General features: G+C 68.8%; 22 protein-coding genes. 12 read left to right on the forward strand and 10 right to left on the reverse strand.

From position 1 onward, the window contains the following. Positions 1–7: 7 nt before the first annotated feature. Complete coding sequence (locus tag ACFXK0_RS23910; RefSeq protein WP_379412937.1) at positions 8–1,153, reverse strand: YgfZ/GcvT domain-containing protein; 1,146 nt, start codon at positions 1,151–1,153, stop codon at positions 8–10. A 92-nt stretch (positions 1,154–1,245) separates the two neighbouring features. Here ACFXK0_RS23910 and ACFXK0_RS23915 point away from each other — a divergent pair, with 92 nt between their 5' ends. The 5 genes from ACFXK0_RS23915 (at position 1,246) to ACFXK0_RS23935 (ending at position 8,465) form a co-directional block, all read left to right on the forward strand. After that, positions 1,246–2,151, forward strand: a complete 906-nt coding sequence (locus ACFXK0_RS23915; RefSeq protein ID WP_379412939.1) for an aminodeoxychorismate lyase — start codon at positions 1,246–1,248, stop codon at positions 2,149–2,151. 130 nt (positions 2,152–2,281) lie between these two features. Then, complete coding sequence (locus tag ACFXK0_RS23920) at positions 2,282–3,742, forward strand: cytochrome ubiquinol oxidase subunit I (protein WP_379412940.1); 1,461 nt, start codon at positions 2,282–2,284, stop codon at positions 3,740–3,742. 9 nt (positions 3,743–3,751) lie between these two features. Further along, positions 3,752–4,780, forward strand: coding sequence for a cytochrome d ubiquinol oxidase subunit II (gene cydB / locus ACFXK0_RS23925; RefSeq protein ID WP_379412942.1), 1,029 nt, complete (start codon positions 3,752–3,754; stop codon positions 4,778–4,780). A gap of 113 nt (positions 4,781–4,893) precedes the next feature. Continuing rightward, complete coding sequence (gene cydD / locus ACFXK0_RS23930; protein WP_379412971.1) at positions 4,894–6,753, forward strand: thiol reductant ABC exporter subunit CydD; 1,860 nt, start codon at positions 4,894–4,896, stop codon at positions 6,751–6,753. Then, positions 6,750–8,465, forward strand: a complete 1,716-nt coding sequence (locus ACFXK0_RS23935) for an ATP-binding cassette domain-containing protein (protein WP_379412944.1) — start codon at positions 6,750–6,752, stop codon at positions 8,463–8,465. The genes cydD and ACFXK0_RS23935 overlap by 4 nt, the downstream gene beginning before the upstream one ends. Before the next feature lie 223 nt (positions 8,466–8,688). Here the strand turns inward: ACFXK0_RS23935 and ACFXK0_RS23940 are convergent, their stop codons facing one another. The 6 genes from ACFXK0_RS23940 to ACFXK0_RS23965 form a co-directional block, all read right to left on the reverse strand. Beyond that, complete coding sequence (locus ACFXK0_RS23940) at positions 8,689–9,375, reverse strand: FABP family protein (protein WP_379412945.1); 687 nt, start codon at positions 9,373–9,375, stop codon at positions 8,689–8,691. Positions 9,376–9,555: 180 nt separating this feature from the next. Beyond that, on the reverse strand, positions 9,556–9,861 hold the full coding sequence (locus ACFXK0_RS23945; protein WP_379412947.1) for a DUF1416 domain-containing protein: 306 nt from the start codon (positions 9,859–9,861) through the stop codon (positions 9,556–9,558). A gap of 5 nt (positions 9,862–9,866) precedes the next feature. Next, on the reverse strand, positions 9,867–10,700 hold the full coding sequence (locus tag ACFXK0_RS23950; RefSeq protein ID WP_379412948.1) for a sulfurtransferase: 834 nt from the start codon (positions 10,698–10,700) through the stop codon (positions 9,867–9,869). Between the two features lie 29 nt (positions 10,701–10,729). Beyond that, a complete protein-coding gene (locus ACFXK0_RS23955; protein WP_379412950.1) occupies positions 10,730–11,200 on the reverse strand; it encodes a DUF4395 domain-containing protein in 471 nt (156 codons plus the stop codon). Positions 11,201–11,469: 269 nt separating this feature from the next. After that, positions 11,470–11,904, reverse strand: a complete 435-nt coding sequence (locus tag ACFXK0_RS23960; protein ID WP_379412951.1) for a thioredoxin family protein — start codon at positions 11,902–11,904, stop codon at positions 11,470–11,472. After that, positions 11,901–12,743, reverse strand: a complete 843-nt coding sequence (locus ACFXK0_RS23965; RefSeq protein WP_379412953.1) for an LmeA family phospholipid-binding protein — start codon at positions 12,741–12,743, stop codon at positions 11,901–11,903. The genes ACFXK0_RS23960 and ACFXK0_RS23965 overlap by 4 nt, the downstream gene beginning before the upstream one ends. A 157-nt stretch (positions 12,744–12,900) precedes the next feature. On the opposite strand from ACFXK0_RS23965, the gene ACFXK0_RS23970 reads away from it, so the two are divergent. The 6 genes from ACFXK0_RS23970 to pstB all read left to right on the forward strand — a co-directional run bounded on the left by ACFXK0_RS23970 (position 12,901) and on the right by pstB (position 18,832). Beyond that, the gene (locus ACFXK0_RS23970) at positions 12,901–13,665 is read left to right on the forward strand and encodes a winged-helix domain-containing protein (protein ID WP_379412954.1); all 765 of its coding nucleotides are present in this window, start codon (positions 12,901–12,903) and stop codon (positions 13,663–13,665) included. A gap of 94 nt (positions 13,666–13,759) precedes the next feature. Continuing rightward, positions 13,760–14,668: a mycothiol synthase gene (gene mshD / locus ACFXK0_RS23975; RefSeq protein WP_379412956.1), complete on the forward strand. Its 909-nt coding sequence runs from the start codon at positions 13,760–13,762 to the stop codon at positions 14,666–14,668. A gap of 293 nt (positions 14,669–14,961) precedes the next feature. After that, a complete protein-coding gene (gene pstS / locus ACFXK0_RS23980; RefSeq protein WP_379412957.1) occupies positions 14,962–16,071 on the forward strand; it encodes a phosphate ABC transporter substrate-binding protein PstS in 1,110 nt (369 codons plus the stop codon). 91 nt (positions 16,072–16,162) lie between these two features. Then, positions 16,163–17,131 (forward strand): phosphate ABC transporter permease subunit PstC, encoded by a 969-nt coding sequence (pstC, locus tag ACFXK0_RS23985; protein ID WP_379412959.1) that lies wholly within the window; start codon positions 16,163–16,165, stop codon positions 17,129–17,131. Further along, positions 17,131–18,036: a phosphate ABC transporter permease PstA gene (gene pstA, locus ACFXK0_RS23990; RefSeq protein WP_379412960.1), complete on the forward strand. Its 906-nt coding sequence runs from the start codon at positions 17,131–17,133 to the stop codon at positions 18,034–18,036. Before pstC ends, pstA begins: the two co-directional genes overlap by 1 nt. Positions 18,037–18,055: 19 nt before the next feature. Next, positions 18,056–18,832 (forward strand): phosphate ABC transporter ATP-binding protein PstB, encoded by a 777-nt coding sequence (pstB, locus tag ACFXK0_RS23995; protein ID WP_379412962.1) that lies wholly within the window; start codon positions 18,056–18,058, stop codon positions 18,830–18,832. Positions 18,833–18,888: 56 nt separating this feature from the next. Here pstB and phoU read toward each other — a convergent pair whose 3' ends face one another. The 3 genes from phoU to dusB form a co-directional block, all read right to left on the reverse strand. Further along, the gene (phoU, locus tag ACFXK0_RS24000; protein WP_379412963.1) at positions 18,889–19,554 is read right to left on the reverse strand and encodes a phosphate signaling complex protein PhoU; all 666 of its coding nucleotides are present in this window, start codon (positions 19,552–19,554) and stop codon (positions 18,889–18,891) included. 75 nt (positions 19,555–19,629) lie between these two features. Next, the gene (locus ACFXK0_RS24005) at positions 19,630–21,672 is read right to left on the reverse strand and encodes an LCP family protein (RefSeq protein ID WP_379412964.1); all 2,043 of its coding nucleotides are present in this window, start codon (positions 21,670–21,672) and stop codon (positions 19,630–19,632) included. 184 nt (positions 21,673–21,856) lie between these two features. After that, the gene (gene dusB / locus ACFXK0_RS24010) at positions 21,857–23,020 is read right to left on the reverse strand and encodes a tRNA dihydrouridine synthase DusB (RefSeq protein ID WP_379412965.1); all 1,164 of its coding nucleotides are present in this window, start codon (positions 23,018–23,020) and stop codon (positions 21,857–21,859) included. A gap of 176 nt (positions 23,021–23,196) precedes the next feature. Here dusB and ACFXK0_RS24015 point away from each other — a divergent pair, with 176 nt between their 5' ends. Next, positions 23,197–23,790, forward strand: a complete 594-nt coding sequence (locus ACFXK0_RS24015; protein WP_379412966.1) for a hypothetical protein — start codon at positions 23,197–23,199, stop codon at positions 23,788–23,790. Positions 23,791–23,907 lie beyond the last annotated feature (117 nt).

The following is a 23,907-nucleotide window of genomic DNA, read 5'->3' on the forward strand; positions in this document are numbered from 1 at the left end:
ACCTCGCTCATCGCCCGCGCAGCCGGTCGACGGCGGCGCGGCCCGCTTGCACGACATCGTCGGCGGGGACCGAGTCGGGGTCGATGGCCGCGGCCATGGTGCCTGCGACCAGCGCGGTGCCCGCCGGGACCGAACGCTTGACCAGTGCCAGCGCGATCGGGCCCAGTTCGTAGTGGTCGATGACGGTGCCCAGCCTGCCGACCGCACGTCCGCCCGCGGTCACGTCGTCACCGACGGCGGGGCGTTCGTCGGCCGAGCCGTCCAGGTGCAGCAGCACCAGGTTGCGCGGTGGCTTGCCGAGGTTGTGCACCCGGGCGACCGTCTCCTGCCCGCGATAGCAGCCCTTGTTCAGGTGCACCGCGCCGTGCTCGTCGATGCCGCCGATCCAGCGGGCCTCGTGCGGGATGGTGCGCTCGTCGGTGTCGACGCCGACGCGGGGACGCAGTTCGGCGACCCGCAGCGCCTCGAAAGCCCACATGCCTGCGGGCTGGGCGCCCGCGTCGGTGAGCTTGCTCCACCAGTCGCCGAGCGCGGCGCGGGGGACGATCAGGTCGTAGGCGTGCTCGCCGGGCCACGGCATCCGGCGCAGGAACCCGCCACCGGGCAGCGCAACGGCGGCGTAGACCCCGGGCAGCGCATCGATGCCGAGTGCTCCGGCAAGGGTGCTTGCCTGCGGGCCGAGCAGGCTCAGCATCGCGTAGCCGGGTGCGGGCTCGGGTTTGGCGTCGGCCCAGAAGACCATCTTCTGCAAGAAGGCCAGCAGCTCGGCGCCGCGTTCGGCCTCGGTGTCGATCCAGAGCGTGCCGTCGAGGTCGGTCACCACGTAGTGGTGCTGGACCCGGCCGTTGAGATCGAGGTCGAGCGTCTCGGCGCTGTGCGCGTCGGGCAGGGCGGCGATGTGCTGGCTGGTGATGGTGTGTAGCCAGCTCAGCCGCTCGGCGCCGGTGATGGTGGCGAGGCTGCGATGGGAGCGATCGACGACCGCGACCCGCTGCACCGCGGCCTTCTGCTCGCCGAAGGGATCGCCGTAATGCCAGGCGACAGCGGCGTCGGGGGAGCCCGGTGCGCCCGCGACGGCACCCGGAGTATGGAGAACAGGACTGGGGGCGACGGCCTGCGACACATCACCCACTGTAGGCGCGTGCACCGACATGCGCCGCAGGCGGGCGGTGCGACAGGCTGATCCGAACGCCGGATTCGATGCAGCCATAGGCATAACGGACCGATAACGCCTACGCTCGTCACATGGGAGAACGGGTTCTTGTGACACTCGACGGCGCGTTCGCTGATGCGAACGCGCCGTTGCTTTATGCCGACGACATCGGAGCACTGCGCGGAGACGGGGTTTTCGAAACGATTCTGGTGCGCGGTGGCACCGCCACCGCGCTGGAATTCCACCTGGCCAGGCTGCGCCGTTCGGCGCAGGCGCTGGAACTGCCCGATCCGGAACTGGCGAAATGGCGCTCGGCGGTCCAGCTGGCGGTCAAGGAGTGGGGCGCCGAGGAGGAAGGCGTGCTGCGGCTGATCTACTCGCGCGGCCGCGACTCGGAATTCGACGCACCGCGTTCGGGGCTGGCGCCGGAGGATCCGGAGCCGACCGCGTATGTGCTCGTCTCCCCGGTGCCCGAACGTGTCGCGACCGCCCGCGCCGAGGGCGTGAAGGTGATGTCGCTCGCCCGCGGCATCTCGATCGATCTGGCGCAGGCGGCGCCCTGGCAGCTGCTCGGCGCCAAGACGCTGTCCTACGCGACCAATATGGCGGCGCTGCGTTTCGCCCGGCGGATGGGCGCTGAGGACGTGATCTTCCACAGCACCGAGCACCGGGTGCTGGAGGGTCCGCGCTCCACCGTGGTCATCGCGCGGGACAAGCAGCTGATCACGCCGCCCGCGAAAAACGGTGTGCTGCCCGGTGTCACCCAGCGCTCGCTGTTCGCGGTGGCGGAGAAGGCGGGCTGGGAGTGCAAGTACCAGTCGCTGTTCACCGCCGACCTGTTCGACTGCGACAGCATCTGGCTGTTGTCGAGCGTCACCCTGGCCGCGCGGGTGAATCAATTGGACGGCGTGCGCATGTCGGCGCCGGACAACGCGCAGGAGATCGTCGATATGGTTGATCAGGGCATCGAACGGCCGGGCGCCATCGGCGACTGGTGAGCCGTGCGTGGGGCACGGGTGGGCGTGCCCCTGCGGGTTTCGGCGTGTCGTGGCCGTCGTCACCCTTGAACAGCGGCTACCCGGGCGTACCATCTACTACAAGTCGTCGTAGTGGAAGGTGGGAGCTCGAATGGACACGCTCGATGTCTCGCGGTGGCAATTCGGGATCACGACCGTCTATCACTTCATTTTCGTTCCCCTGACCATCGGCCTGGCACCGCTCATCGCGATGATGCAGACCGCGTGGGTGGTGACCGGTAACGAGCACTGGTACCGGCTCACCAAGTTCTTCGGCAAACTGTTCCTGATCAACTTCGCCCTCGGCGTCGCCACCGGCATCGTGCAGGAATTCCAGTTCGGCATGAACTGGAGCGAGTACTCCCGCTTCATCGGTGACGTCTTCGGCGCACCACTGGCGCTGGAAGCGCTGATCGCCTTCTTCATGGAGTCGACCTTCATCGGCCTGTGGATCTTCGGCTGGACCCGATTGCCGAAACTCGTGCACCTGGCGACGATCTGGATCGTCGCCATAGGAGTGAACGCCTCGGCCTACTTCATCGTCGCGGCGAATTCGTTCATGCAGCACCCGGTCGGCGCGCGCTACAACCCCGAAACCGGGCGCGCCGAACTGGAGAGCATCGCGGCGCTGCTCACCAACAACACGACGGTGGCGGCCTTTCCGCACGTGGTCGCCGGCGCTTTCCTCACCGCGGGCGTGTTCGTCGCCGGGATCGCCGGCTGGTGGATGGTACGCAACGCGCGCAGCGGTGATCCGGCGAAACTCGAAGAGGCGCGCACCATGTGGCGCCCGGCCGCGCGGGCCTCACTGGTGGTGGTCGTGCTCGCGGGCGTGGCCCTGATCTTCACCGGTGACATCCAGGGCAAACTCATGTTCGAGCAGCAACCGATGAAAATGGCCTCGGCGGAATCGTTGTGCCACACCGAGACCAACCCCGATTTCTCGATCCTCACCGTCGGCACGCACAACAACTGCGACAGCGTCACCCACGTGCTGAAAGTGCCCTATGTGCTGCCCTATCTCGCCGAGGGGCAGTTCACCGGCGTGACCCTCGACGGCGTGCAGGACCTGCAACAGACCTACAACGTCGAATACGGTCCGGGCGACTACCGGCCCAACCTGTTCGTCACCTACTGGTCCTTCCGCGCCATGATCGGCCTGGCCGCGGGCGCGATGGTGCTGGTCTTCGCCGGCTTCTGGGTGACCCGCGGCGGCCGGGTACCGGACCAGCGGTGGTTCTCCTGGCTGAGCCTGCTCGCCATCCCCACCCCGTTCCTGGCCAACAGCGCGGGCTGGGTGTTCACCGAGATGGGCCGTCAACCCTGGGCGGTGGTGCCCAACCCGACCGGCGATCCGAATATCCGGATGACGGTGCAGCAGGCGGTCTCCGAGCACTCCGCAGGCACCGTGCTGTTCTCGCTGGTGGTGTTCACGCTGCTCTACGGCGCGCTCGCGGTGGTGTGGTTCTACCTGATCCGGCGCTATGTCATCGCGGGGCCGGAGACACCGAAACCACCGGCCGACACCCCGGATGACGAAACACCCGCCGACCAACTGTCCTTCGCTTACTAGGAGCCGGCGATGAATCTGCAGGAATTCTGGTTCGTACTCATCGGCGTGCTGTTCACCGGCTACTTCGTGCTCGAGGGTTTCGACTTCGGCGTCGGCATGCTGATGCCGATCCTGGGCAAGGGCTCCGACAAACGCAGGCGCGTGGTGCTCAACACCATCGGCCCGGTGTGGGACGGCAACGAGGTGTGGCTGATCACCGCCGGTGGCGCGCTGTTCGCGGCGTTCCCCGAGTGGTACGCGAGCATGTTCTCCGGGTTCTACCTGGCATTGCTGCTGTTGCTGGTCGCGCTGATCCTGCGGGTGTGCGCGATCGAGTACCGCGGCAAGATCAACGACCCGAAATGGCGGGCCTGGTGCGATCTCGGGATCGGGATCGGATCCTGGATTCCGGCGCTGGCCTGGGGCTGGGTGTTCGCGAACCTGGTGCGCGGGGTGCCGCTGGACGAGGACAAGCAGATGGTCGGCTCGGTAGGGGATCTGTTGAGCCCGTACGCGCTGCTCGGCGGGCTGGCCACGGCGGTGCTGTTCGCGCTGCACGGCGCGGTGTTCCTGGTGCTCAAAACCGCGGGCGAGGTGCGCGCCGACGCCCAGCGCGCCGCACGGCTGCTGCTGGTGCCCGCCGCGGTGGTGGTCGGCGCCTTCGGGCTGTGGACCCAGCTCGCCTACGGCACCGGCTGGACCTGGGCGATGCTGGTGCTCGCCGTCCTCGGCTTCGTACTCGCCGGCGCGGCCGGATTCGCCGGGCGCGACGGCTGGGCGTTCGTCGGCACCACGCTGACAGTCATGTCGGCAACCGTCCTCATCGTCGGCTCGATGTTCCCGAACGTGCTGCCCTCCACGATCAGCCCGCTCTACGACCTCACCGTCTACAACGCCTCCTCCACGCCGTACACGCTGCGCGTGATGAGCTGGGCCGCCCTCATCGCGACCCCGGTGGTGCTGATCTACCAGGGGTGGACGTACTGGGTGTTCCGCCAGCGCATCCGCGTCGAGCACATCCCGGAGCCGATCGGGCTGCCGTTCAGCGGTAAGGGCTGACGGTGGTGCAGTCGCGCGACCACTCGGCCGGCACTGGGTCGGTCGAGCCGGTGCGGGAGCGTGCGGTGGTCGACGGAACGTTCGTGGTGGCGCAAGAGGGTGCCGGGAACTCCGTGGCGGCGCCCGACGGCGCGGTCGTCGCCGGGGAGCCGGTGCGGGCCGGTGCTGGGCGGAAGCCGGTCGATCCGCGGCTGTGGCGGTATGCGCGGTCGGCGCGGCCGCATCTGGTGATCGCGGTCGCGCTCGCGCTGGTGATCACCGGGTCGATCGTGGCTGTCGCCGTGCTGCTCGGACGGGTGCTGGCCGGGGTCATCACCGATCCGGACAAGCGTGACTTCGGTTCGTGGACAACCGAGTTGGTGCTGCTGGCGGTGGCTGTTGGCGTGCGGGCGGCGGCGAGCTGGTGGCAGGCGCGGCTGGCGCATCGGGCCGGTAGCGCGGTGGTCGCCGAGCTGGAGAACGCGGTGCTGCGGGCCGGGGCCGAACTGCCGCCGCGCGAGCTCGACGCGCGCCGCACCGAGATCGCCGTCGTCGTCGGCAACGGGCTCAGTGGGTTGCGCGGCTGGTTCACCGGGTACCTGCCCGCCCTGCTGCTGGCCTGCCTGGTGCCGCCGATCGTGTTGGTGGTCATTGCTTTCCACGACCTGGCCTCGGCGCTGATCGCGGTGATCACCGTGCCGCTGATCCCGATCTTCATGATCCTCATCGGCCTGCTCACCCAGGGCCGCGCCGAGGCGACCCTCGCCGCCACCACCCGCCTGTCCGACCAGATCCTCGACCTGTTCGCCGGCATGCCGACCCTGCGTGCCCTCGGCCGCGAAGGCGCCGCCGGGCCGAGCATGGTGGATCAGGTTCGCGCCCTGGGTGATTCGCTGCGCGTGCGCACCATGAAGGCGCTGCGGATCGCGTTCCTGTCCTCGATGGTGCTGGAAGGGCTCGCGACCCTGAGCGTCGCTCTGATCGCCGTCGCCATCGGCATGCGGCTGGTGTACGGGGAGATGACTCTCTACGCCGGCCTGGTCGCGTTGATCCTCGCGCCGGAGGTGTACTGGCCGCTGCGGGTGGTGGGGGAGAAGTTCCACGCGGCGCAGGACGGGATGGCGGCGGCGGAGAAGGCGTTCGCGGTGCTCGACCCGAAGAGTCGGGCGGCTGCGGACCCGTCGCGATTCGGAGCATCCAGCGTCGCCGCTTCGCCTGCCGCTCAGGGTTCCGGCGCATCGACCACTGCGGCCCGAATCGACCTGCACGGCTTGACGATCGCGGCACATACCGGCGCGGCGCCGGATCGGCTGAGCGCCCAGCTGGCGCCCGGCGCTGTGACAGTGCTGACCGGGCCGAACGGATGCGGGAAATCGACCACGCTGCAGGCGATTCTGGGGTTGATCGAGCCCGATCGCGGCGCAGTACAGGTCGACGGTCTCGATGTGCGCGACCTCGACCCCGCCGCATGGTGGGCACGTATCGCATGGCTGCCGCAGCGGCCTGTATTGGTGCCGGGGACATTGCTGGAGAACGTCGAACTGCTCGGGGGAGGACCTTCGCGCGATCTTGCCAGGCTCGAAGAGGCCAGTGTCGCCACAGGTTTCGACGCGGTGCTCGATGAACTTCGGGACCGCTGGGACACCGTGGTCGGGCAAGGCGGCACCGGCCTGTCCCTCGGGCAGCGCCAGCGCCTTGCCTTGACCCGCGTCCTCGCCGCCGACCGCCCGATCCTGCTCCTCGACGAACCAACCGCCCACCTCGACCACGCCGCCGAACAGCGCGTTCTCGCCACCCTGCGCGCGCTCGCCGCAGACGGCGCGACAGTCGTCATCGTCGGCCATCGACCCACCGTGCTCGCCGCGGCGGACGTGGTGGTGCGGGTGAGTTCGGGGCTGTTCCCCGGGGTGGGTGGCGATTCCGACGGCGTCGGCGTGGATAGCAGCTGCCGAACCGGCGTGAGTGCCGGTGCCGAGCGGAGGGGGGAGCGATGAGCGCGGTGGGTCGGGGGTCCTCGGTGGTCGGGGATGTGCGGGCTATGTGGCGGCTGTTGGCGTTGTCGCCGGGGCGGGTGGTGGTGGCTGTCGCGTGGGGTGTGGTGGCGCTGGGGAGTGGGCTCGGGCTGGCCGCGCTGGCGGCGTGGTTGATCGCGCGGGCGTGGCAGATGCCGCCGGTGTTGCATCTGAGTGTCGCGGTGGTGGGGGTGCGGGCGCTCGGGATCTCGCGTGGGTTGTGCCGGTATCTCGAACGCCTGGCGACCCACGATGTGGCGTTGCGGGCGATGACTTCGGCGCGCACCACCGTGTATCGGACGCTGGCCCAGTCGGACATCTGGTGGTGGCGCGACCCCAGCCGGGCCGAACGGGTGGTGAGCGAAGGGGACCGGGCGGGGCGTGCGATCCAGCAGATGCGGCGGGGGGATGTGCTCGTCCGGGTAGGCGCCGATATCGATGATCTCGGTGCGGTGGTGGTGCGGGTGTTCGTGCCGGTCGCCGTCGCGGTGGTGTTGTCGGTGGCGGCGGTGGGGTTGATCGCGGTCATCTCGCCGTTGGCCGCGGTGATTCTGGCGGTGGCGCTGGGGGTTTCGGGGATGCTCGCGCCGTGGTTGTCGGCGGTGGCGGGGCGGGAGGCCGAGCGGGCGGTACGGGCCGATCGAGCCGAGTTCACGGCCGAGGCGATGACGGTGCTCGATCATGCCGCCGAGCTGCGGGTCGCGGGGCGGCTGGACGCGGCACTGGACAACGCGGACAAGGCTTCTCAGCGTGCGGTGCGCGCCGAGGACAACGCGGCCTCGCGCAGTGCATGGGCCGCCGCCGCGACCCCGCTCTCGATCGGCGTCAGCACCCTCGGCGCCCTCCTCGTCGGCATCGCCGCCTACGGCCCCACCGGCGGCCTCCCGGGCGGCATGACCCCGATGGCCCTCACCATCCTGGTCCTGGTCCCCCTCTCCGCCTTCGAAGCCGTAGCCGCCCTCCCCGCCGCCGCCACCACCCTCACCACCTCCCGCGCCGCCCTGCACCGCCTGCAAGCCGCCGCCACGCCTGCCACGGAAACAGCGGCCGCGGTGACAGGGGCATCCGTTGATCTGCCGGAGGGTCGACGGATAGTCGTCGTCGGGCCGAGTGGGGCCGGGAAGACGACATTGCTGATGGCCTGGGCCGGGTTGTTCGATACCCCGCGCGAGGGAGTGACATTCTTCGCCGAGGACGCGCATCTGTTCGGCACATCGATCCTGGAGAATCTGCGGGTCGCGCGCGGGGATCTCACGGCCGAGGAGGCCGAAAGCGCGTTGGGGGCAGTCGGTCTCGGGGCGTGGGTGGCGTCGCTGTCGAAGGGCGTGCACACCAGCCTGACGGGTGGTGCGGCCGCTGTTTCCGGTGGTCAGCGTCGTCGGATCCTGCTCGCGCGAGCGCTGGTCGCCCCGGCGGACACCCTGCTGCTCGATGAGCCCACCGAGCACCTGGCCGCCGCGGAAGGCGAGCAGCTGCTGTGCGATCTGCTCGATGTGGAGAGCGGTTTGGTCGACCCGGAGCGGACCGTCGTGGTCGTCACCCATCAGCTCCCGGCCGAGCACCGCGCCGACGTTGTCGTGACGGTGGACGCGAACGGCGCCGCCCACATCGCGCACCGCCAACCGGCGGGAGCCGCATTCCCCCAGGTCAGCACCGCAAATAAATCAATTGCCGCCGACAGTCCGCACCGATAGATTCATCGGTACACAAGAGAGGAGGTGGTCTGAAGAATGTATGTTCAACGGATGCGTGAGGTGGCTGCCCGCTAGCAGCCCCACTGTGGGAATTCCCCCAGCGGTGCGCTGAGCGAATCCCAAGCAGTCACCCGACCCCCGAGCCCCCGGCAGATCCAACCGGGACCGCCACGTTCTCACCGAACGCGACGATACGGCTCGGGGGTCGCTCCATATCCGGGTGTCAGCCGATGTAGCGCCGCAGGCGGGCCGAGAGGCGGGGGACGAGGGCGCCGTCGGGGTCTACTCGTTCCTCGACGTAGGCCAGGTCGCCGCCCTCGACGATGCCGTAGAGGCGCTTGGCGCCGCCGACGACCGCGCCGGACTGGCTGCGGATCACCACGTCGGTCGCCAGTTCCCAGGAGGACTGGGTGCGGGCGGTGCCGTAGTACAGCTCGACGATGCCGGAGCTGTGGGTGAGCAGGAGTTCGAGCATTTCGGCGTCACCGTCGGTGCCGACGCGCCAGAAGCCGCTCTCCCGCAGATCGGGGGCCGTGTACTCGCCTTCGGTGTCGAGCTTCCAGGTCTGTGATTCCCAGACCAGGTAGTCGCCGCCGTCATGGGAGACGACGATCTGCTGACCGAAGTGGTAGTCGCCGTCGGTGGGGTGGTTGCCCTCGCCCTCGCCGCGCCACACGCCGACCAGCGGCAGCAAAGCCAGCATGGCGTGGTTCAGATCGGGGCCCTCGCGCAGATTCGCGGTGTCTTCGGGCAGAGGAAGATCCGGCAGGACCGAAATATTTCGGACGCCGGTCTCTTTGGCGCGTTCGGCGGCCACGTCGACCGCCTCGTCACCGCTTCGACGTGCGGCCGGAGCCGCTGTCACGTCACTCGCTCGCTCCGGGGAACCTTCGCTCGCGAGTCCGCTCATGACTCAGTGAACAGCCGGTAGAAGACGTACAGGCCGAACCAGCCGATGAGGATCGACACGGCGATGAGGAGAATCTCGAAGAAGATGACCACGTACCGGATTCTAGCGACTCCGGTACGCGGACACACAAACGGCCCCGGCGGTTCCCGCACGGAAACTACCAGGGCCGTTGTGAGGTTCTTACTTGGCGACCGCGACGTCGACGGCGTGAATGCCGGCGCCCTCGGGACGGACCTCGGCCGAGCCGTTGCCCGACGAGGACAGCGCGCGCAGGGTCCACGAACCCGGCGCGGCGAAGAAGCGGAAGTCACCGGTGCCGGAGGCGACGACCTCGGCGGTGAAGTCACCGTTGCCGTCGAGCAGACGCACGAACGCGCCGCCCACCGGCTGGCCGTCGGTGCTCACGACACGGCCGGTGATGACCGTCTCCTTCTCCACATCGACGCCGGCCGGGATGGCCTGACCCTGGGTAGGTGCTGCACACATATTGATTACGCTCCCAACTCGATAGGCACGCCGACGAGCGAACCGTATTCGGTCCAGCTGCCGTCGTAGTTCTTGACGTTCTGGTGGCCGAGCAGCTCCTGCAGCACGAACCAGGTGTGCGAGGAACGCTCGCCGATGCGGCAGTAGGCGATGGTCTCCTTCTCGCCGTCCAGGCCCGCGTCCTTGTACAGCTCGGCGAGCTCGCCGTCGGTACGGAAGGTGCCGTCCTCGTTGGCCGCCTTGCTCCACGGCACGTTGATCGCGGAGGGGATGTGGCCGGCCCGCTGGCTCTGCTCCTGCGGCAGGTGCGCGGGAGCCAGGATCTTGCCGGAGAACTCGTCGGGCGAACGCACGTCGACCAGGTTCTTGGCGCCGATGGCCGCGATGACCTCGTCGCGGAACGCGCGGATGGAGTTGTCGGGCGCCGACGCCTTGTACTGGGTGGCCGGGCGCGAGACCGCGTCACGCGAGAGCGGACGGCCGTCGAGCTCCCACTTCTTGCGGCCGCCGTCGAGGAGCTTGACGTCGTTGTGGCCGTAGAGCTTGAAGTACCAGTAGGCGTAAGCGGCGAACCAGTTGTTGTTGCCGCCGTAGAGCACGACGGTGTCGTCGTTGGCGATACCGCGCGCGGAGAGCAGGTCGGAGAACTGCTCCTGGTTCACGAAGTCACGACGAACCTGATCCTGCAGGTCGGTCTTCCAGTCCAGGCGGACGGCGCCTTCGATGTGGCCACCCTCGTAGGCGGAGGTGTCCTCGTCGACCTCGACGAAGACGACGCCGGGGGCGTTGAGGTTCTCTTCGGCCCAGTCAACGGAGACCAGGACATCGGAGCGAGCCATGTTGTTCCTTTCAGAGATGACTTGCAGGGTCAGTTCGATGCCGGGGCAGTGGACCGGCGGAAGCGGGCCACCAGGGGGTAGATCTGGCAGCCCAGGCAGATCCCGAACGCGGCGTTCAAGAACGCCGCGAACAGGGCGAAGCCGGCGAACACCGCGCCGACGATCGGGGAGCCGAGCGTGAAGCCCAGCAGGGAGAGACCGGCGAACGCGAAGCCGAGCAGCTGCGCGAAACGCAGCGGCGGCACGGGTTCGGTCTCGGTGGGCGGACCGTTGCGCGGTGCGAGCAGCGCCGCGTAGATCCGGCCGTAGGGGTGCTTGACCGGGCCCGCTGACGCGCCGATCGCGAACACCACGGCCTGCAGGCCGATCAGGATCGCGGCGGCGACGGTCGAGAAGGCGGCGGTGACCAGCACCAGCACCAGCACGCCGGTGGTGATCCAGGCGACGAAACGTGGCCCGCGAACATCGACGCGCTGTGGGGTGTCGGAGGAAGTGGTCATGGTGCGATCTCCTGCGCTGAGTGGAATCAGTGGGAACTACCGGTTCGCCGGGGGATCGACACGATCACTCACACGGCGGACACAGGTCGGCGTCAGGAATCTCTGGTGAGAAGCCGACCGTTCAGCGGCACAGGCAGCAACAACCACCGAGGCGACACAGATCAACTGTGCGGCGTCGGGTGAGCATCAGCTCGTGGTCGGATTGCACGAGAGGTAGTTTACCCGGTCTCCCCGGGAAATGTCCCGGGCCCCCGGAACCGGGTGCTGGATCACACTGTCAGCGGTTCCAGCGCGGTGCGCAGATCGCCCGCCTTCGGGACACCGGAGATGCGGAAACGCTCCTTGCCCTCGGCGTCGAAGACGAAGGTGGTCGGCAGCGAGAGCACATTGAGTTCGCGGGCCAGCGCGGGATCGGCGTCGATATCGATCTCGATGTCACGCGGGGCGTTCGGGGAATCGGAGAGGTCGGCGGTGACGCCGGCGACGACCCGGCGGACCGCGTCGCACGGGCCGCACCAGTCGGCCGAGAAGTGCAGGACCGCGGGGGCGGCGCCGGTGACGCCCGCGGCGTCGAGCAGGCGGGCCCGCTGCTGGGTCTGCGGGTCGAGCGTGGCCGCGCGGACGCGGCCCTGGTTGCGCCGCAGCAGCAGGCCGACCGCGACGGCGGCCAGTACTACAGCCGCGAGGATGGCTAGTTCGATCATGGTTGCTGCAATCGGTCCAGGTCGATGGTGACGTTGCGGCCGATCCCCTCGACGACGATCTGGCCGCCGAGCGCCGACACCTCGGTCGGCGCGACGCCGAACGGCAACTCCTTGGTATCGATCGTACGGCTGAAGCGCTCGAGCACCGCCGCCTTGTCCGCCTCGGGGATCTCGGACTTGGTGGTGGTCGTGGTGTCGGCCGGGCCGCTGGTGTCGCGGTAGAAGCCGGTCGCCTGGATGCGGACCTGGTCACCGTCGAGCAGCAGATCGGCCTGGACCTGCACCGGTACCCGGGTGCTGGTGCTGGACGGGACGACGCCGGCGGCCAGGACACGGCCGTTGGGCGCGACGGCCAGGGTGCCGGTGAGTACCAGCGCGCCCGCGGTGGTCATCCCGGAACCGCCCGAGCCGCCGGTGCCGTCGGATTTGTCCGCGGGGCGGGTGTGTACCTGCAGGTCGGGGATGCCGAAGAGCCTGCCGAGTTCGGTCGGCTCGATCCGCATGCGGGCCTCGACCCGGTCCACCTGGACATTGCGGGCCGCGCCGTCGAGCAGCCGGCCCAGCGGGACGTGCAGGCCCTCGAGAGTGGCCTCGATGCCGATCTCGCCGGGGATGTCCGGGCGCATACTGCGGGCGCGGATCGTCACCTCGTCGAAGCGGCCGCGCATGGCCTGGGCGGCGAAGGGGAAACCGTGGAAGGTCACTTCGGGGTCGGCCGACAATTCGGCTCCGGCCCGCAGCTGCCGCGATACGTCGTATTCCGTATAGGCGGCGGCGCCGAAATCGATCACCACCGCCAACCCGGCCAGGCACAGCAGCCCGATGATCAGCTTGCGCATGGAGGTGACTCTATAGCTGCCGACACATCGGGTCGGCCACATGGTGCGAGGTCATCGACCTCCAGGCGCTAATGTTGCAGACGACTGACCTGTGTTTCGGCGACGTAGCTACGCGGCTGCTGTCGTCCGCGGAGCCACGAGATAGGAGGAGAGCCCGGTGGAGCTGCTCCTGCTGACCTCCGACCCCAACCCCGACGCGGTGCTGCCGTCGTTGTCGTTGCTCGCGCACAATGTGCGGCCCGCTCCGACGGAAGTCTCGTCCCTGCTGGAAGCGGGCAGCGCCGATGTCGCGCTGGTCGACGCCAGGACCGATCTGGCGGCCGCGCGCGGGCTGTGCAGGCTGCTGGGCAGCACCGGATCGTCGGTGCCGGTCGTCGCGGTGCTCACCGAGGGCGGTCTGGTGGCTGTCAACGCGGACTGGGGGTTGGACGACATCCTGCTGCCCGGTACCGGTCCCGCCGAGCTCGACGCGCGGCTGCGGCTGCTGGTCGGGCGCAACGGCGGGGTCGCCAGCCCGGAGAACACCGGCAAGATCACCCTGGGTGAGCTGGTGATCGACGAGGGCACCTACACCGCGCGGCTGCGTGGTCGCCCGCTCGACCTCACCTACAAGGAATTCGAGCTGCTCAAGTACCTCGCCCAGCACGCGGGCCGGGTGTTCACCCGGGCCCAGCTGCTGCAGGAGGTGTGGGGCTACGACTTCTTCGGCGGCACCCGCACCGTCGACGTGCACGTGCGGCGCCTGCGCGCCAAGCTGGGCAGCGAGTACGAATCGCTGATCGGCACCGTGCGCAATGTCGGCTACAAGGCGGTGCGCCCGGCCAGGACGCAGGCGGCCAAGGGGGAGTCGGTGAGCTTCCCAGACGAGGATGTCGACGGCGACGACTCGCCGCTGGCCCCGCTCAACGGCACCGCGCAGTAGTTTGTCGTCCGCGCCGCCGGGAGTATCGGCGGCGGCACCGGTGTTGCAGCGTGGGACGCGCCGAGCGGCGTGCCGAGCGAGGAGGGCGGCGCAGATGGCCGAGACAGCGAACCTGACCTGGACCGATCGGATCGATGCCGGGACCGCGGCGGACGTGCGGGCTCTGCTCGACCGCGCCAAGGCCGCCGACGGCGTCGCGCCGGTCTCCGAGCAGGCCGTGCTCTCCCTCGCCGAAGCCGATCCGTCGACCCGGCATCTGCTCGCCGAACGGGCGGGCGAGCTGGTCGGTTACGCGAATCTCGTTGCCGCGCATGACGATCACCCGGCGATGGCCGAGGTGTCCGTCGACCCGGCCGCGCGCCGGGCGGGCGTCGGGACCGAGCTGGTGCGTGCCGCGCTGACCGAGGGCGGGCCGGGTGCCCGCGTGTGGGCACACGGTGACCTGCCCGCCGCCAAGGCTGTCTCGGCCGGCCTCGGGCTGGTCACGGCACGTGAGTTGTGGCAGATGCGCCGTTCACTGGCAACTCAAGAGCTACCCGAACTCGAAGTCCCCAGCGATCTCGTGCTGCGCACCTACGCGGGCCCCGCCGACGACGCCGAACTGCTGCGGGTGAACAACGCCGCCTTCGCCTGGCACCCCGAACAGGGCGGCTGGACCGAGCGCGAGATCGCCACCCGCCGCGCGGAGTCCTGGTTCGACCCGGCCGGGCTGTTCCTGGCCTTCGACGCCGCCGATCCGGACCGGCTGCTCGGCTTCCACTGGACCAAGGCCCACCCCGACGCTGCCCCGGCCGGCGAGGTCTACGTGGTTGGCATCGATCCGGCCGCGCAGGGCCGTGGCCTGGGCCGATTGCTCACCCTGGCCGGCCTGCGCCACCTGCGCGACACCGGGTGCAGCGAGGTCCTGCTCTACACCGAGGCCGACAATCACGCGGCCGTGCGGACCTACACCAAGCTCGGCTTCGCACCGGCACATGTGGACGTCGCCTACGCCCACGGGTAAGAGGTGCGAGACACCTCACATCGGCGGTGAATTCGCCATCGTGGCTGAATAACGTGCGGCTGACCGGGTACCGCGCGGTAAAACTGGGGCAAACGTCACATCCGCGACCCAGTTCGCGCCGGGCTGTTCATTCTCCGTTCACTCACGTCGGGCCCACTGTCAACCGTGCGACCTTACGTTTCTTCTGGGCGGCACGGTCGTCGCCTGGTGTGCGCGCTGACCGCGCCGCGCATCGCCCTACTCGCCCGGGCCGGTGAGGGACCGAGCGAGTTGTCAGCAATGTCGGAGGAAAAGTGAACTTCAAGCGCACCAGCGTCCTGGTCGGCGCCGTCGCCCTCGGGGCGATGACCCTGACCGCCTGTGGCAGCGATGACAACAACACCGCGGGCGGCACCGTCGCCAACACCAGCGTCGACTGTGGTGGCAAGGAGACGCTCAAAGCCAGCGGTTCTTCCGCGCAGAAGAACGCCATGGAACGGTTCATCATCGCCTACCAGACCAACTGCGACGGCTTCAACCTCAACTACACCTCGAGTGGTTCGGGCGCGGGCGTCAACGAGTTCCTCGGCGGCCAGACCGATTTCGCCGGTTCGGACTCCCCGCTCAGCGACAAGAAGGACGAGCCGGCCAAGGCGCAGGAGCAGTGCGGCGCGCCTGCCTGGAACCTGCCGACCGTCTTCGGTCCCATCGCCATCACCTACAACATCGACGGCGTGACCGATCTGGTGCTCGACGGACCGACCGCCGCCAAGATCTTCAACGGCGCCGTCACCATGTGGGACGCCCCCGAGATCAAGGCGCTCAACCCCGACGCCACGCTGCCCGCGGCGAAGATCAACGTGGTCTACCGCTCGGATGAGTCGGGCACCACCGACAACTTCCAGCACTACCTCGACGCCGCCTCCGACGGGGCGTGGGGCAAGGGCGCGGGCAAGACCTTCGCCGGCGGCGTCGGTGAAGGCGCCAAGGGCAACGAGGGCACCTCCGCCGGTGTCAAGCGCACCGTCAACTCGATCACCTACAACGAGTGGGCCTTCGCCAAGGCGCAGGAACTGTCCATCGCGCAGATCATCACCTCCGCGAGCAAGACCCCCGTCGCGCTCACCGCCGAGTCGGCCGGCGCGTCGATCGACGGCGTGAAGATCAAGGGCGAGGGCAACGACCTGGTCCTCGACACCAGCTCGTTCTACAAGCCGACCGAGGCGGCCGCCTACCCGATCATGATGGCGACCTACGAGATCGTGTGCTCCAAGTACGCCGACGCCGACACCAGCAAGGCCGTCAAGGCGTTCCTGACCTCGGCGGTCACCAACGGTCAGGACGGCCTCTCCGAAGCCGGCTACGTGCCGCTGCCGGAGAAGTTCAAGACCAAGCTGACCACCGCGATCAACGCCATCTCCTGATCGAGAATCGGCCATGACCATCCACCCCGAGGTGACCGCGCCGGGCCCGTCGAATTCGACGGGCCCGGGGGCGGCCGGAGATACTGCGACAATGCCCGAACCGAAAACCGGCAAGGCCCCGAGCAAGGGTCGTAGCGGCCGCTTCGACACCGAGACCATCTTTCGGTGGACGGCCACCGCGGCGGGCGCGACGATCGTCGCGGCCATCGCGCTGATCGCGCTCTTCCTGCTGATCCGCGCGGTTCCCTCGCTCATGGCCAATGAGGCGAACTTCTTCACCAGCACCGAGTTCTCCACCGGCGACGCGGACAACCTGCGCTTCGGCATCCGTGACCTGTTGATGGTCACCGTGCTCAGCTCGGTGTTCGCGCTGATCGTCGCGGTGCCGATCGGTGTCGGGATCGCGCTGTTCCTCACCCACTACGCGCCTTCACGGCTGGGCAAGCCGTTCACCATGCTGATCGACCTGCTCGCCGCGGTGCCCTCGATCGTGTTCGGTCTGTGGGGCTTTCTGGTGCTGGCGCCGCAGCTTTCGCCGGTGCAGGACTTCCTCAACGACAAGCTCGGCTGGTTCTTCCTCTTCGCCGACGGCAATGTCACGATCGCCGGCGGCGGCACCATCTTCACCGCCGGTGTCGTGCTCGCGGTGATGATCCTGCCGATCATCACCTCGGTGGCCCGCGAGGTGTTCGCGCTCACCCCGCGCGCGCACATCGAGGCGGCACAGGCGCTGGGCGCGACCAAGTGGGAAGTCGTGCGGATGACCGTGCTGCCCTACGGCCGCAGCGGTGTGATCGCCGGTTCCATGCTCGGCCTCGGCCGCGCGCTCGGTGAGACCATCGCGGTGCTGGTCGTGCTGCGCACCGCCACCCAGGCCGGGAACTGGTCGCTGTTCGACGGCGGCTACACCTTCGCCTCCAAGATCGCCTCGGCGGCCTCGGAGTTCAGCTCCCCGCTGCCGACCGGCGCCTACATCGCCGCCGGCTTCGTTCTGTTCGCGCTGACCTTCGTGGTCAACGCACTGGCCCGCCTGACCTCCGGCGGAAAGGTGAACGGCTGATGGCCACCACGACGCTGCTCGACAAGCCGGTCAAGGCGCCGACGTTCCGTCACGTCAGCACCGGCAGGCGGATCAAGAACAACATCGCGACCGGACTGGTCACCACCTGCTTCGTGATCGCGCTGATCCCGCTGGCCTGGGTGCTGTGGCTGGTGGTGAGCAAGGGCATCACCGCCATCGTCTCGGCGGACTGGTGGTTCAACTCGCAGAAGGGCATCCTGCCCGACCAGACCGGCGGCGGTGTGTACCACGCCATCTACGGCACCATCGTGCAGTCGCTGGTCGCCACCGTGATCGCGGTGCCGCTGGGCATCATGGCCGCGATCTACCTGGTCGAATACGGGCGCGGCCGGCTGGCGAAGGTCACCACCTTCATGGTCGACATCCTCGCCGGTGTGCCCTCGATCGTGGCCGCGCTGTTCATCTTCGCGCTGTGGATCGCCACCTTCGGGATGCCGCAGAGCGCCTTCGCGGTCTCCCTCGCGCTGGTGCTGCTGATGCTGCCGGTGGTGGTGCGCAGCACCGAGGAGATGCTCAAACTGGTGCCCGACGAGCTGCGCGAGGCCTCCTACGCGCTCGGCGTGCCCAAGTGGAAGACCATCGTGCGCATCGTCGTCCCGACCGCGGCGCCCGGCATGATCAGCGGCATCCTGCTCTCGGTCGCCCGCGTCATGGGTGAGACCGCGCCGGTGCTGGTGCTGGTCGGTTACAGCAAGTCGATCAACCAGAACATCTTCGACGGCAACATGGCCTCGCTGCCGCTGATGATGTACCAGGAGCTGGCCAACCCGGAGGCCGCGGGCCGCGAACGAGTCTGGGGTGCGGCGCTCACGCTCATCCTGATCATCGCGGTGCTGTACCTGGCCGCCGCCGGCGTCAACAAGCTGCTCACCCGCAACCGATAGAACCGAACGGACAACTCCCATGGCCAAGCGGATCGACGTCAAAGATCTCAACATCTACTACGGCAGCTTCCACGCCGTGTCGAGCGTGGAACTGACCGTGCTGCCGCGCAGCGTCACCGCCTTCATCGGTCCCTCCGGTTGCGGCAAGTCCACGGTGCTGCGTTCGCTCAACCGCATGCACGAGGTGACCCCGAACGCCCGCGTCGAAGGCGCGGTGCTGCTCGACGGCGAGGACATCTACGGTTCGGCGATCGACCCGGTCGGCGTGCGCCGCACCATCGGCATGGTGTTCCAGCGCCCGAACCCGTTCCCCACCATGTCGATTCGCGACAATGTGGTGGCCGGGCTGAAGCTGCAGGGCGTGCGCAACAAGAAGGAACTCGACGAGGTCGCCGAGCGCTCGCTCAAGGGCGCCAACCTCTGGAACGAGGTCAAGGACCGCCTCGACAAGCCGGGCGGTGGCCTCTCCGGTGGTCAGCAGCAGCGTCTGTGCATCGCCCGCGCCATCGCGGTCTCGCCCGATGTGCTGCTGATGGACGAGCCGTGTTCGGCGCTGGACCCGATCTCCACGCTGGCGATCGAGGACCTGATCACCGAGCTCAAGAAGGAGTTCACGATCGTCATCGTCACCCACAACATGCAGCAGGCCGCGCGCGTGAGTGACCAGACCGGTTTCTTCAACCTCGAGGCGCAGGGCAAGCCCGGCAAGCTGATCGAGATCGACGACACCGAGAAGATCTTCTCCAACCCCACCCAGCGCGCCACGGAGGATTACATCTCCGGCCGCTTCGGGTAACCACATCGAGAAAGCCCCCGTTCTCTCCGCGGAGAGAACGGGGGCTTCGTCGTCTGTCAGGCGGGTTCGACGTCCTCGTCACCGGGCAGGACACCGGTCACCAGGAAGATCACCCGGCGGCCGATCTCGACGGCGTGGTCGGCGAAGCGCTCGTAGTAGCGGCCCAGCAGGGTGACGTCGACGGCCGAGGCGACGCCGTACTTCCACTCCCGGTCCATCAGCAGGGTGAACAGGTGACGGTGCAGGTCGTCCATCGCCTCGTCGTCCTGATTGAGCTGGGCGGCGCGCTCGGGATCGCGGGTCTCGAGCACCTCCTTGGCGCCCGCGCCCATACTCACCGCGATGCGGCCCATCTCGGCGAAGTAGCCGTTGACGGATTCGGGCAGCGCGTGGTTGGGGTGGCGGCGCCGCGTCACCTTGGCCACATGCAGGGCCAGCGCGCCCATCCGGTTCACGTCGCCGACGATCTGGATGGCACTGACCACCTGGCGCAGATCGCCCGCCACCGGGGCCTGTAGCGCCAGCAGCGCGAAGGCCTTCTCCTCGGCCTCGCTGATCATCAGCGAGATCCGATCCTGTTCACCGATGACCTGCTCGGCCAGCGCGAGGTCGGCCTGCAGCAAGGACTGGGTGGCCTGTTCCATCGCCTGGCCGGCGAGACCGGCCATCTCGCCGAGAAGGTTGGCGAGATCGGCCATCTGCTCGTTGTAGATCACACGCATAATCGCAGACCCTAGTGGGTACGGGCAGGGCTGTCACCCAACGCCGGGTTAATGGCGCATGGCAGCGTGGCGGCTCTACTCGCAGCTCGTGTCGGCCGCGTTCATGTGCTCGAGATCGGACGGGAGGGCGACCGGTGCCGCGGTGATCGGCTCGCCGGAGGCGGCGCCGGTGATCTCGGTGCCCACCATGGTCGGGGTGCGGACGGTGCCGGCGAAGTCCGCGCCGAGCACCAGGTCGACGATGCCGCCCTCGAGGTCGTCGGCGCGCTCGATCGAGGCGCCGGGGATCGCGCTGGCGACGGTGGCGGCCTCGGCCTCGTTGCCCTCGGCGTAGCGGACCTTGGTGGTCTCGCTGCTGCCCATGGCGTAGTTGCCCACGTGGTAGATCCCGAAGCCCTTCACCGAGAGCCGGTTGGCCGTCTGCTGGGCGACACCGCCGAGACCGGAGCCATTGGACACCCGGACCGAGACCGAGCCGGGGTTCACCGCGTAGATCTTGGGCGCCTGGGTCGGCGGCGGCGTGCTCGACGAGGTGATCGGCGGGGCCGTTTCCTCGCCGGGCAGCGGCTGGTCGTCGATGATCGCGCGGAAGATCGCCTTGATGTCGGATTCGCGCGGGATCTCGTTGCCGTAGGCGGTGGTGCCCGCGGTCGGCGCGGTGATGAAGGTGACCGCGCCCGCGCTCACCTTCTGCAGTGAGCGGCCGAGCAGGATCAGATCCTGGGTGGCCACGCCGTCGACGAAGGTGTGCTCGCGGAAGGCCTCCACCGAGCCCTGCAGCTTGCCCGGATCGAGCAGCACCTTGCTCGACAACATCCCGCGCAGCAACGCGGACAGGAACTGCTGCTGGCGATGGATACGGTCGTAGTCGCTGCGCTCCTCGCCGACCACGTGCCTGGCCCGCACGTAGTTCAGCGCCGTCTGGCCGTTGATGGTCTGGCGGCCCGAGGTCTCGAGCACGGTGCCGAGTACGCCGTCGATGATCGGCTTGGTCGAGCACACCTCGACGCCGCCGATCCGGTCGACCATGGCCTCGAAGCCGGCGAAGTCGATGCCGATGAAGTGGCCGATGTTCAGGCCCGACATCTTGCGCACCACGTCGACCAGGCAGCGCGGGCCACCCGCCGCGTAGACGGCGTTGAGCTTGTCGCCGATGAACGCGGGGATCTTCTCGTCGGTGTAGTCGCCTTTGTCGTTGTCCCAGGCCGTGCACTTGGGCCGGCTGACATCCAGGTCGCGCGGGAACGACACCACGACGACCCGGGAGCGGTTCTCCGGGATGTGCACCAGCATCACCGTGTCGGCGCGCGCGCCCTCGGCGTCCGCGGTGGTGCCCGCGCCGACGCCGGCATTGAGGCCCGCGCGGGTGTCGGTGCCGACGATCAGGTAGTTCTCGTCGCCGAGCTGCATGTCACCGTCGAGGACGTCGTCGGTGGAGCCGTCCAGCGCCGAGACCTGGGTGAACCCGTTGTTGGTGGCCTGCAGATAACTCCACCCACCACCGGTGATGACCAAGGCCAGCACCGCGAGGAAGGTCAGCGAGACCCGTCCCGCCATCCGCAGCTGCCTGCGGCGGTGGTGCTCGGCGGTGGGCCGTTCGTCGCCGGTGGGCCGCTTGGGGGGCGCCGCGGCGGGTGTCTTGACCGGCCTGGCGCGCTGCGGTGGCGCGGTGCTGTCGGTGATCGCGGGCAGGATGTCGGTGACCGGATCGCCCGGGTCGTGGGCCGCCGCGCCGACGGGCAGCGCGGTCGTCGCGGTGCGGTCGGCGGGGGAGGGGGCCGAACCGGCGATGTCGTCGACCACGGCGGAGCTGTCGGTCCGCGGGGCGATATCGGGGCGCGGCGTGGGGCGGGGGGCCTGCTCGCGGGCACGGCGGCCGGCCCGGGAGCTCGTGTCGGCGGCCGCGGCAGGCGGGCGGCGGCGTTTGGTGCGTTCGCTGTCGACGCGGTCGACCAGGTCCTGCACCGTCAGCGGCGCGGAACCGGTGTCCGGGGTGGATTCGGCATGCCGGGAACGGCGTCCGCCGCTCTCGCCCTCGGTGGGCTCCGCCGCGGGGTAGCGCTCCCAGGGGGCGCGACCTCCGGGCCTGGGCGTGCGCCCGCGCCGATCGTCACCCACCAACGAACCTCACTTCTCACTCTGGCGCAGCATGCGCGTCATCGTCCGGCTCCGGTTCGAGCCGGAGTCGAACGATGTCCGCAATGATAACGATTCCGCCACGAGAGGCCACTCCTGTACGCGATCGAACCGCTGGCGATCTTATTGCGCACTGATGACTTCGCCACTCGGACCGGGCCGGGAGTCAGCCGCCGCTGTGCATCACATCGGCCGCGGTGGGCACCGTGTCGTCCTCGGGATCATCGAGCCAGCCCTCCGGGAGCACCACTTTGGTCTGCGGTGAGCCCTGCCTGCCGCGCGGGCCGAGCGCGTCGGTGGGGAAGGGCACGGTGGGGTCGAGCTGGGCGACCAGGTCCTCGATCTGGGACAGCCGCGAAACCGTGGCGAAGCTGCGGCGCAGTTGCGAACCGACCGGGAAACCCATCAGGTACCAGGCCATGTGCTTGCGGATATCGCGCATCGCCTTGTCCTCGCCGTCGTGCTCGGTGAGCAGGGTGGCGTGGCGGATCAGGATCTCCCCGACCCGGCCCAGGGTCGGGCCGTCGGGGATCGGCTCGCCGCGCAGGGCGGCGCTGAGTTCGGCGAACAGCCACGGCCTGCCGAGGCAGCCGCGGCCGACGACCACGCCGTCGCAGCCGGTCTCGGTCATCATCCGCAGCGCGTCCTCGGCGGTGAAGATGTCACCGTTGCCGAGCACCGGGATGGTGGTGACGGCTTCCTTGAGCCGCGCGATGGCCGACCAGTCCGCCGCACCCGAGTACAGCTGGGCCGCGGTGCGCGCGTGCAGGGCGACGGCGGCGGCGCCCTCGGCCTCGGCGATGCGGCCGGTGTCGAGGTAGGTGTGGTGGTCGTCGTCGATGCCGACGCGGAACTTGAACGTCACCGGGACGCCGGCCGGTTCGGCCGCCGCGACCATCTCCTTGACGATATTGGCGAACAGCCTGCGCTTGTAGGGCAGCGCCGAGCCGCCGCCGAGCCGGGTCACCTTGCGGACCGGGCAGCCCAGGTTGAGGTCGATGTGGTCGGCCCAGCCCTCGCCGACGACGATGCGCACCGCCTCACCGAGGGTCTTCGGGTCGACGCCGTAGAGCTGCATCGAGCGCGGGTGCTCGTCGGCGTCGAAGGCCATCATGTGCAGCGTCTTCTCGTTGCGCTCCACCACCGCGCGCGCGGTGATCATCTCGCAGACGTAGATGGCGGTGTCACTGCCGAATTCACGGCACAGTTTGCGGAACGCGAGATTGGTGATGCCCGCCATCGGCGCGAGCACGACCGGCGGGTCGACCGCGTAGGGGCCGATCCGCAGCGCCGCAGGCGCCTGGGGCATCGTGATAGTCACGCACGCCATTGTCTCATTCCCCGAGGTCGCCGGGATCGGTCGCCCCGACGGAAAACCAGCAGGTGTGATCGATATCGCCCGATGCCTCGTTTTCGTGGTTTGTGCTGCTCCTGAGCGAATCGGCGCCGCGAGATACCTGGGACACGATGTCCCGGTTCCGGCCCGGCGTCAGTAACCTGGCAGCCATGTCCGAAAGCGAAACCGGCGAGACCGACCTGACGAAGCAGACCGAGCAGGCCGCCCCGCAGCCGCAGAAGGGCACGGTGGCGCTGCGCGTCTCCTCGCTGATCGGCGGCGGGGTGATCGCGGTGCTCGCGATCATCGCCATCGTGCTCGGTGTGCTGCTGGGCTCGGCGCGCTCGGACCTGTCCGACCGCGACGCGCAGGCCGCCGACGACGCCAGGGCCGAGCAGATCGCCCTGGACTACGCCGTCGGCTCCGGCACGGTGAACTTCCAGGACTACAACGCCTGGCTGACCAACCTCAAGGCGGGCACCAGCAAGCCGGTGGCCGACAAGTTCGACGCCGCCAGCCCGAAGCTCGAGCAGATCCTCTCCGTACTGAAGTGGACCTCCTCGGCCACCCCGATCGCCGCCAAGGTGATGTCACACGAGGGCGAGGTCTACCAGGTCGACGCCTTCGTCGACGTGAGCACCACCAACGCCCAGAACCCCGAACCCCAGCGCAACACGGTGCTGTTCACCATCACCGTCGACGCGGGCCAGGACTGGAAGATCACCGATGTCGGCGGCACCGACAGCATGCTCCCGGTCAAGTAACCCAGCACAGCAGAAAGCGCCGCCCGCCGAGTCGACTCGGCGGGCGGCGCAGGTATACAAAAAAACCAACCCACCAGACAACCATCCCACCACGAATACCGCGGAAGCGTGGAACAT

It is taken from the genome of Nocardia sp. NPDC059177, assembly GCF_042755165.1.
Taxonomy (GTDB): domain Bacteria; phylum Actinomycetota; class Actinomycetes; order Mycobacteriales; family Mycobacteriaceae; genus Nocardia.

Excerpts from the sequence above, each read along its gene's own strand:
- ACFXK0_RS23950 (WP_379412948.1), bottom strand. The coding sequence starts at position 10,700 with ATGGCTCGCTCCGATGTCCTGGTCTCCGTTGACTGGGCCGAAGAGAAC.
- pstB (WP_379412962.1), top strand. The coding sequence starts at position 18,056 with ATGGCCAAGCGGATCGACGTCAAAGATCTCAACATCTACTACGGCAGC.
- phoU (WP_379412963.1), bottom strand. The coding sequence starts at position 19,554 with ATGCGTGTGATCTACAACGAGCAGATGGCCGATCTCGCCAACCTTCTC.
- ACFXK0_RS23910 (WP_379412937.1), bottom strand. The coding sequence starts at position 1,153 with ATGTCGGTGCACGCGCCTACAGTGGGTGATGTGTCGCAGGCCGTCGCC.
- ACFXK0_RS23940 (WP_379412945.1), bottom strand. The coding sequence starts at position 9,375 with ATGAGCGGACTCGCGAGCGAAGGTTCCCCGGAGCGAGCGAGTGACGTG.
- ACFXK0_RS23945 (WP_379412947.1), bottom strand. The coding sequence starts at position 9,861 with ATGTGTGCAGCACCTACCCAGGGTCAGGCCATCCCGGCCGGCGTCGAT.
- ACFXK0_RS23935 (WP_379412944.1), top strand. The coding sequence starts at position 6,750 with ATGAGCGCGGTGGGTCGGGGGTCCTCGGTGGTCGGGGATGTGCGGGCT.
- ACFXK0_RS23915 (WP_379412939.1), top strand. The coding sequence starts at position 1,246 with ATGGGAGAACGGGTTCTTGTGACACTCGACGGCGCGTTCGCTGATGCG.
- pstC (WP_379412959.1), top strand. The coding sequence starts at position 16,163 with ATGCCCGAACCGAAAACCGGCAAGGCCCCGAGCAAGGGTCGTAGCGGC.
- ACFXK0_RS23955 (WP_379412950.1), bottom strand. The coding sequence starts at position 11,200 with ATGACCACTTCCTCCGACACCCCACAGCGCGTCGATGTTCGCGGGCCA.
- mshD (WP_379412956.1), top strand. The coding sequence starts at position 13,760 with ATGGCCGAGACAGCGAACCTGACCTGGACCGATCGGATCGATGCCGGG.
- ACFXK0_RS23965 (WP_379412953.1), bottom strand. The coding sequence starts at position 12,743 with ATGCGCAAGCTGATCATCGGGCTGCTGTGCCTGGCCGGGTTGGCGGTG.
- dusB (WP_379412965.1), bottom strand. The coding sequence starts at position 23,020 with ATGGCGTGCGTGACTATCACGATGCCCCAGGCGCCTGCGGCGCTGCGG.
- ACFXK0_RS23920 (WP_379412940.1), top strand. The coding sequence starts at position 2,282 with ATGGACACGCTCGATGTCTCGCGGTGGCAATTCGGGATCACGACCGTC.
- ACFXK0_RS23960 (WP_379412951.1), bottom strand. The coding sequence starts at position 11,904 with ATGATCGAACTAGCCATCCTCGCGGCTGTAGTACTGGCCGCCGTCGCG.
- pstA (WP_379412960.1), top strand. The coding sequence starts at position 17,131 with ATGGCCACCACGACGCTGCTCGACAAGCCGGTCAAGGCGCCGACGTTC.
- cydB (WP_379412942.1), top strand. The coding sequence starts at position 3,752 with ATGAATCTGCAGGAATTCTGGTTCGTACTCATCGGCGTGCTGTTCACC.
- ACFXK0_RS24015 (WP_379412966.1), top strand. The coding sequence starts at position 23,197 with ATGTCCGAAAGCGAAACCGGCGAGACCGACCTGACGAAGCAGACCGAG.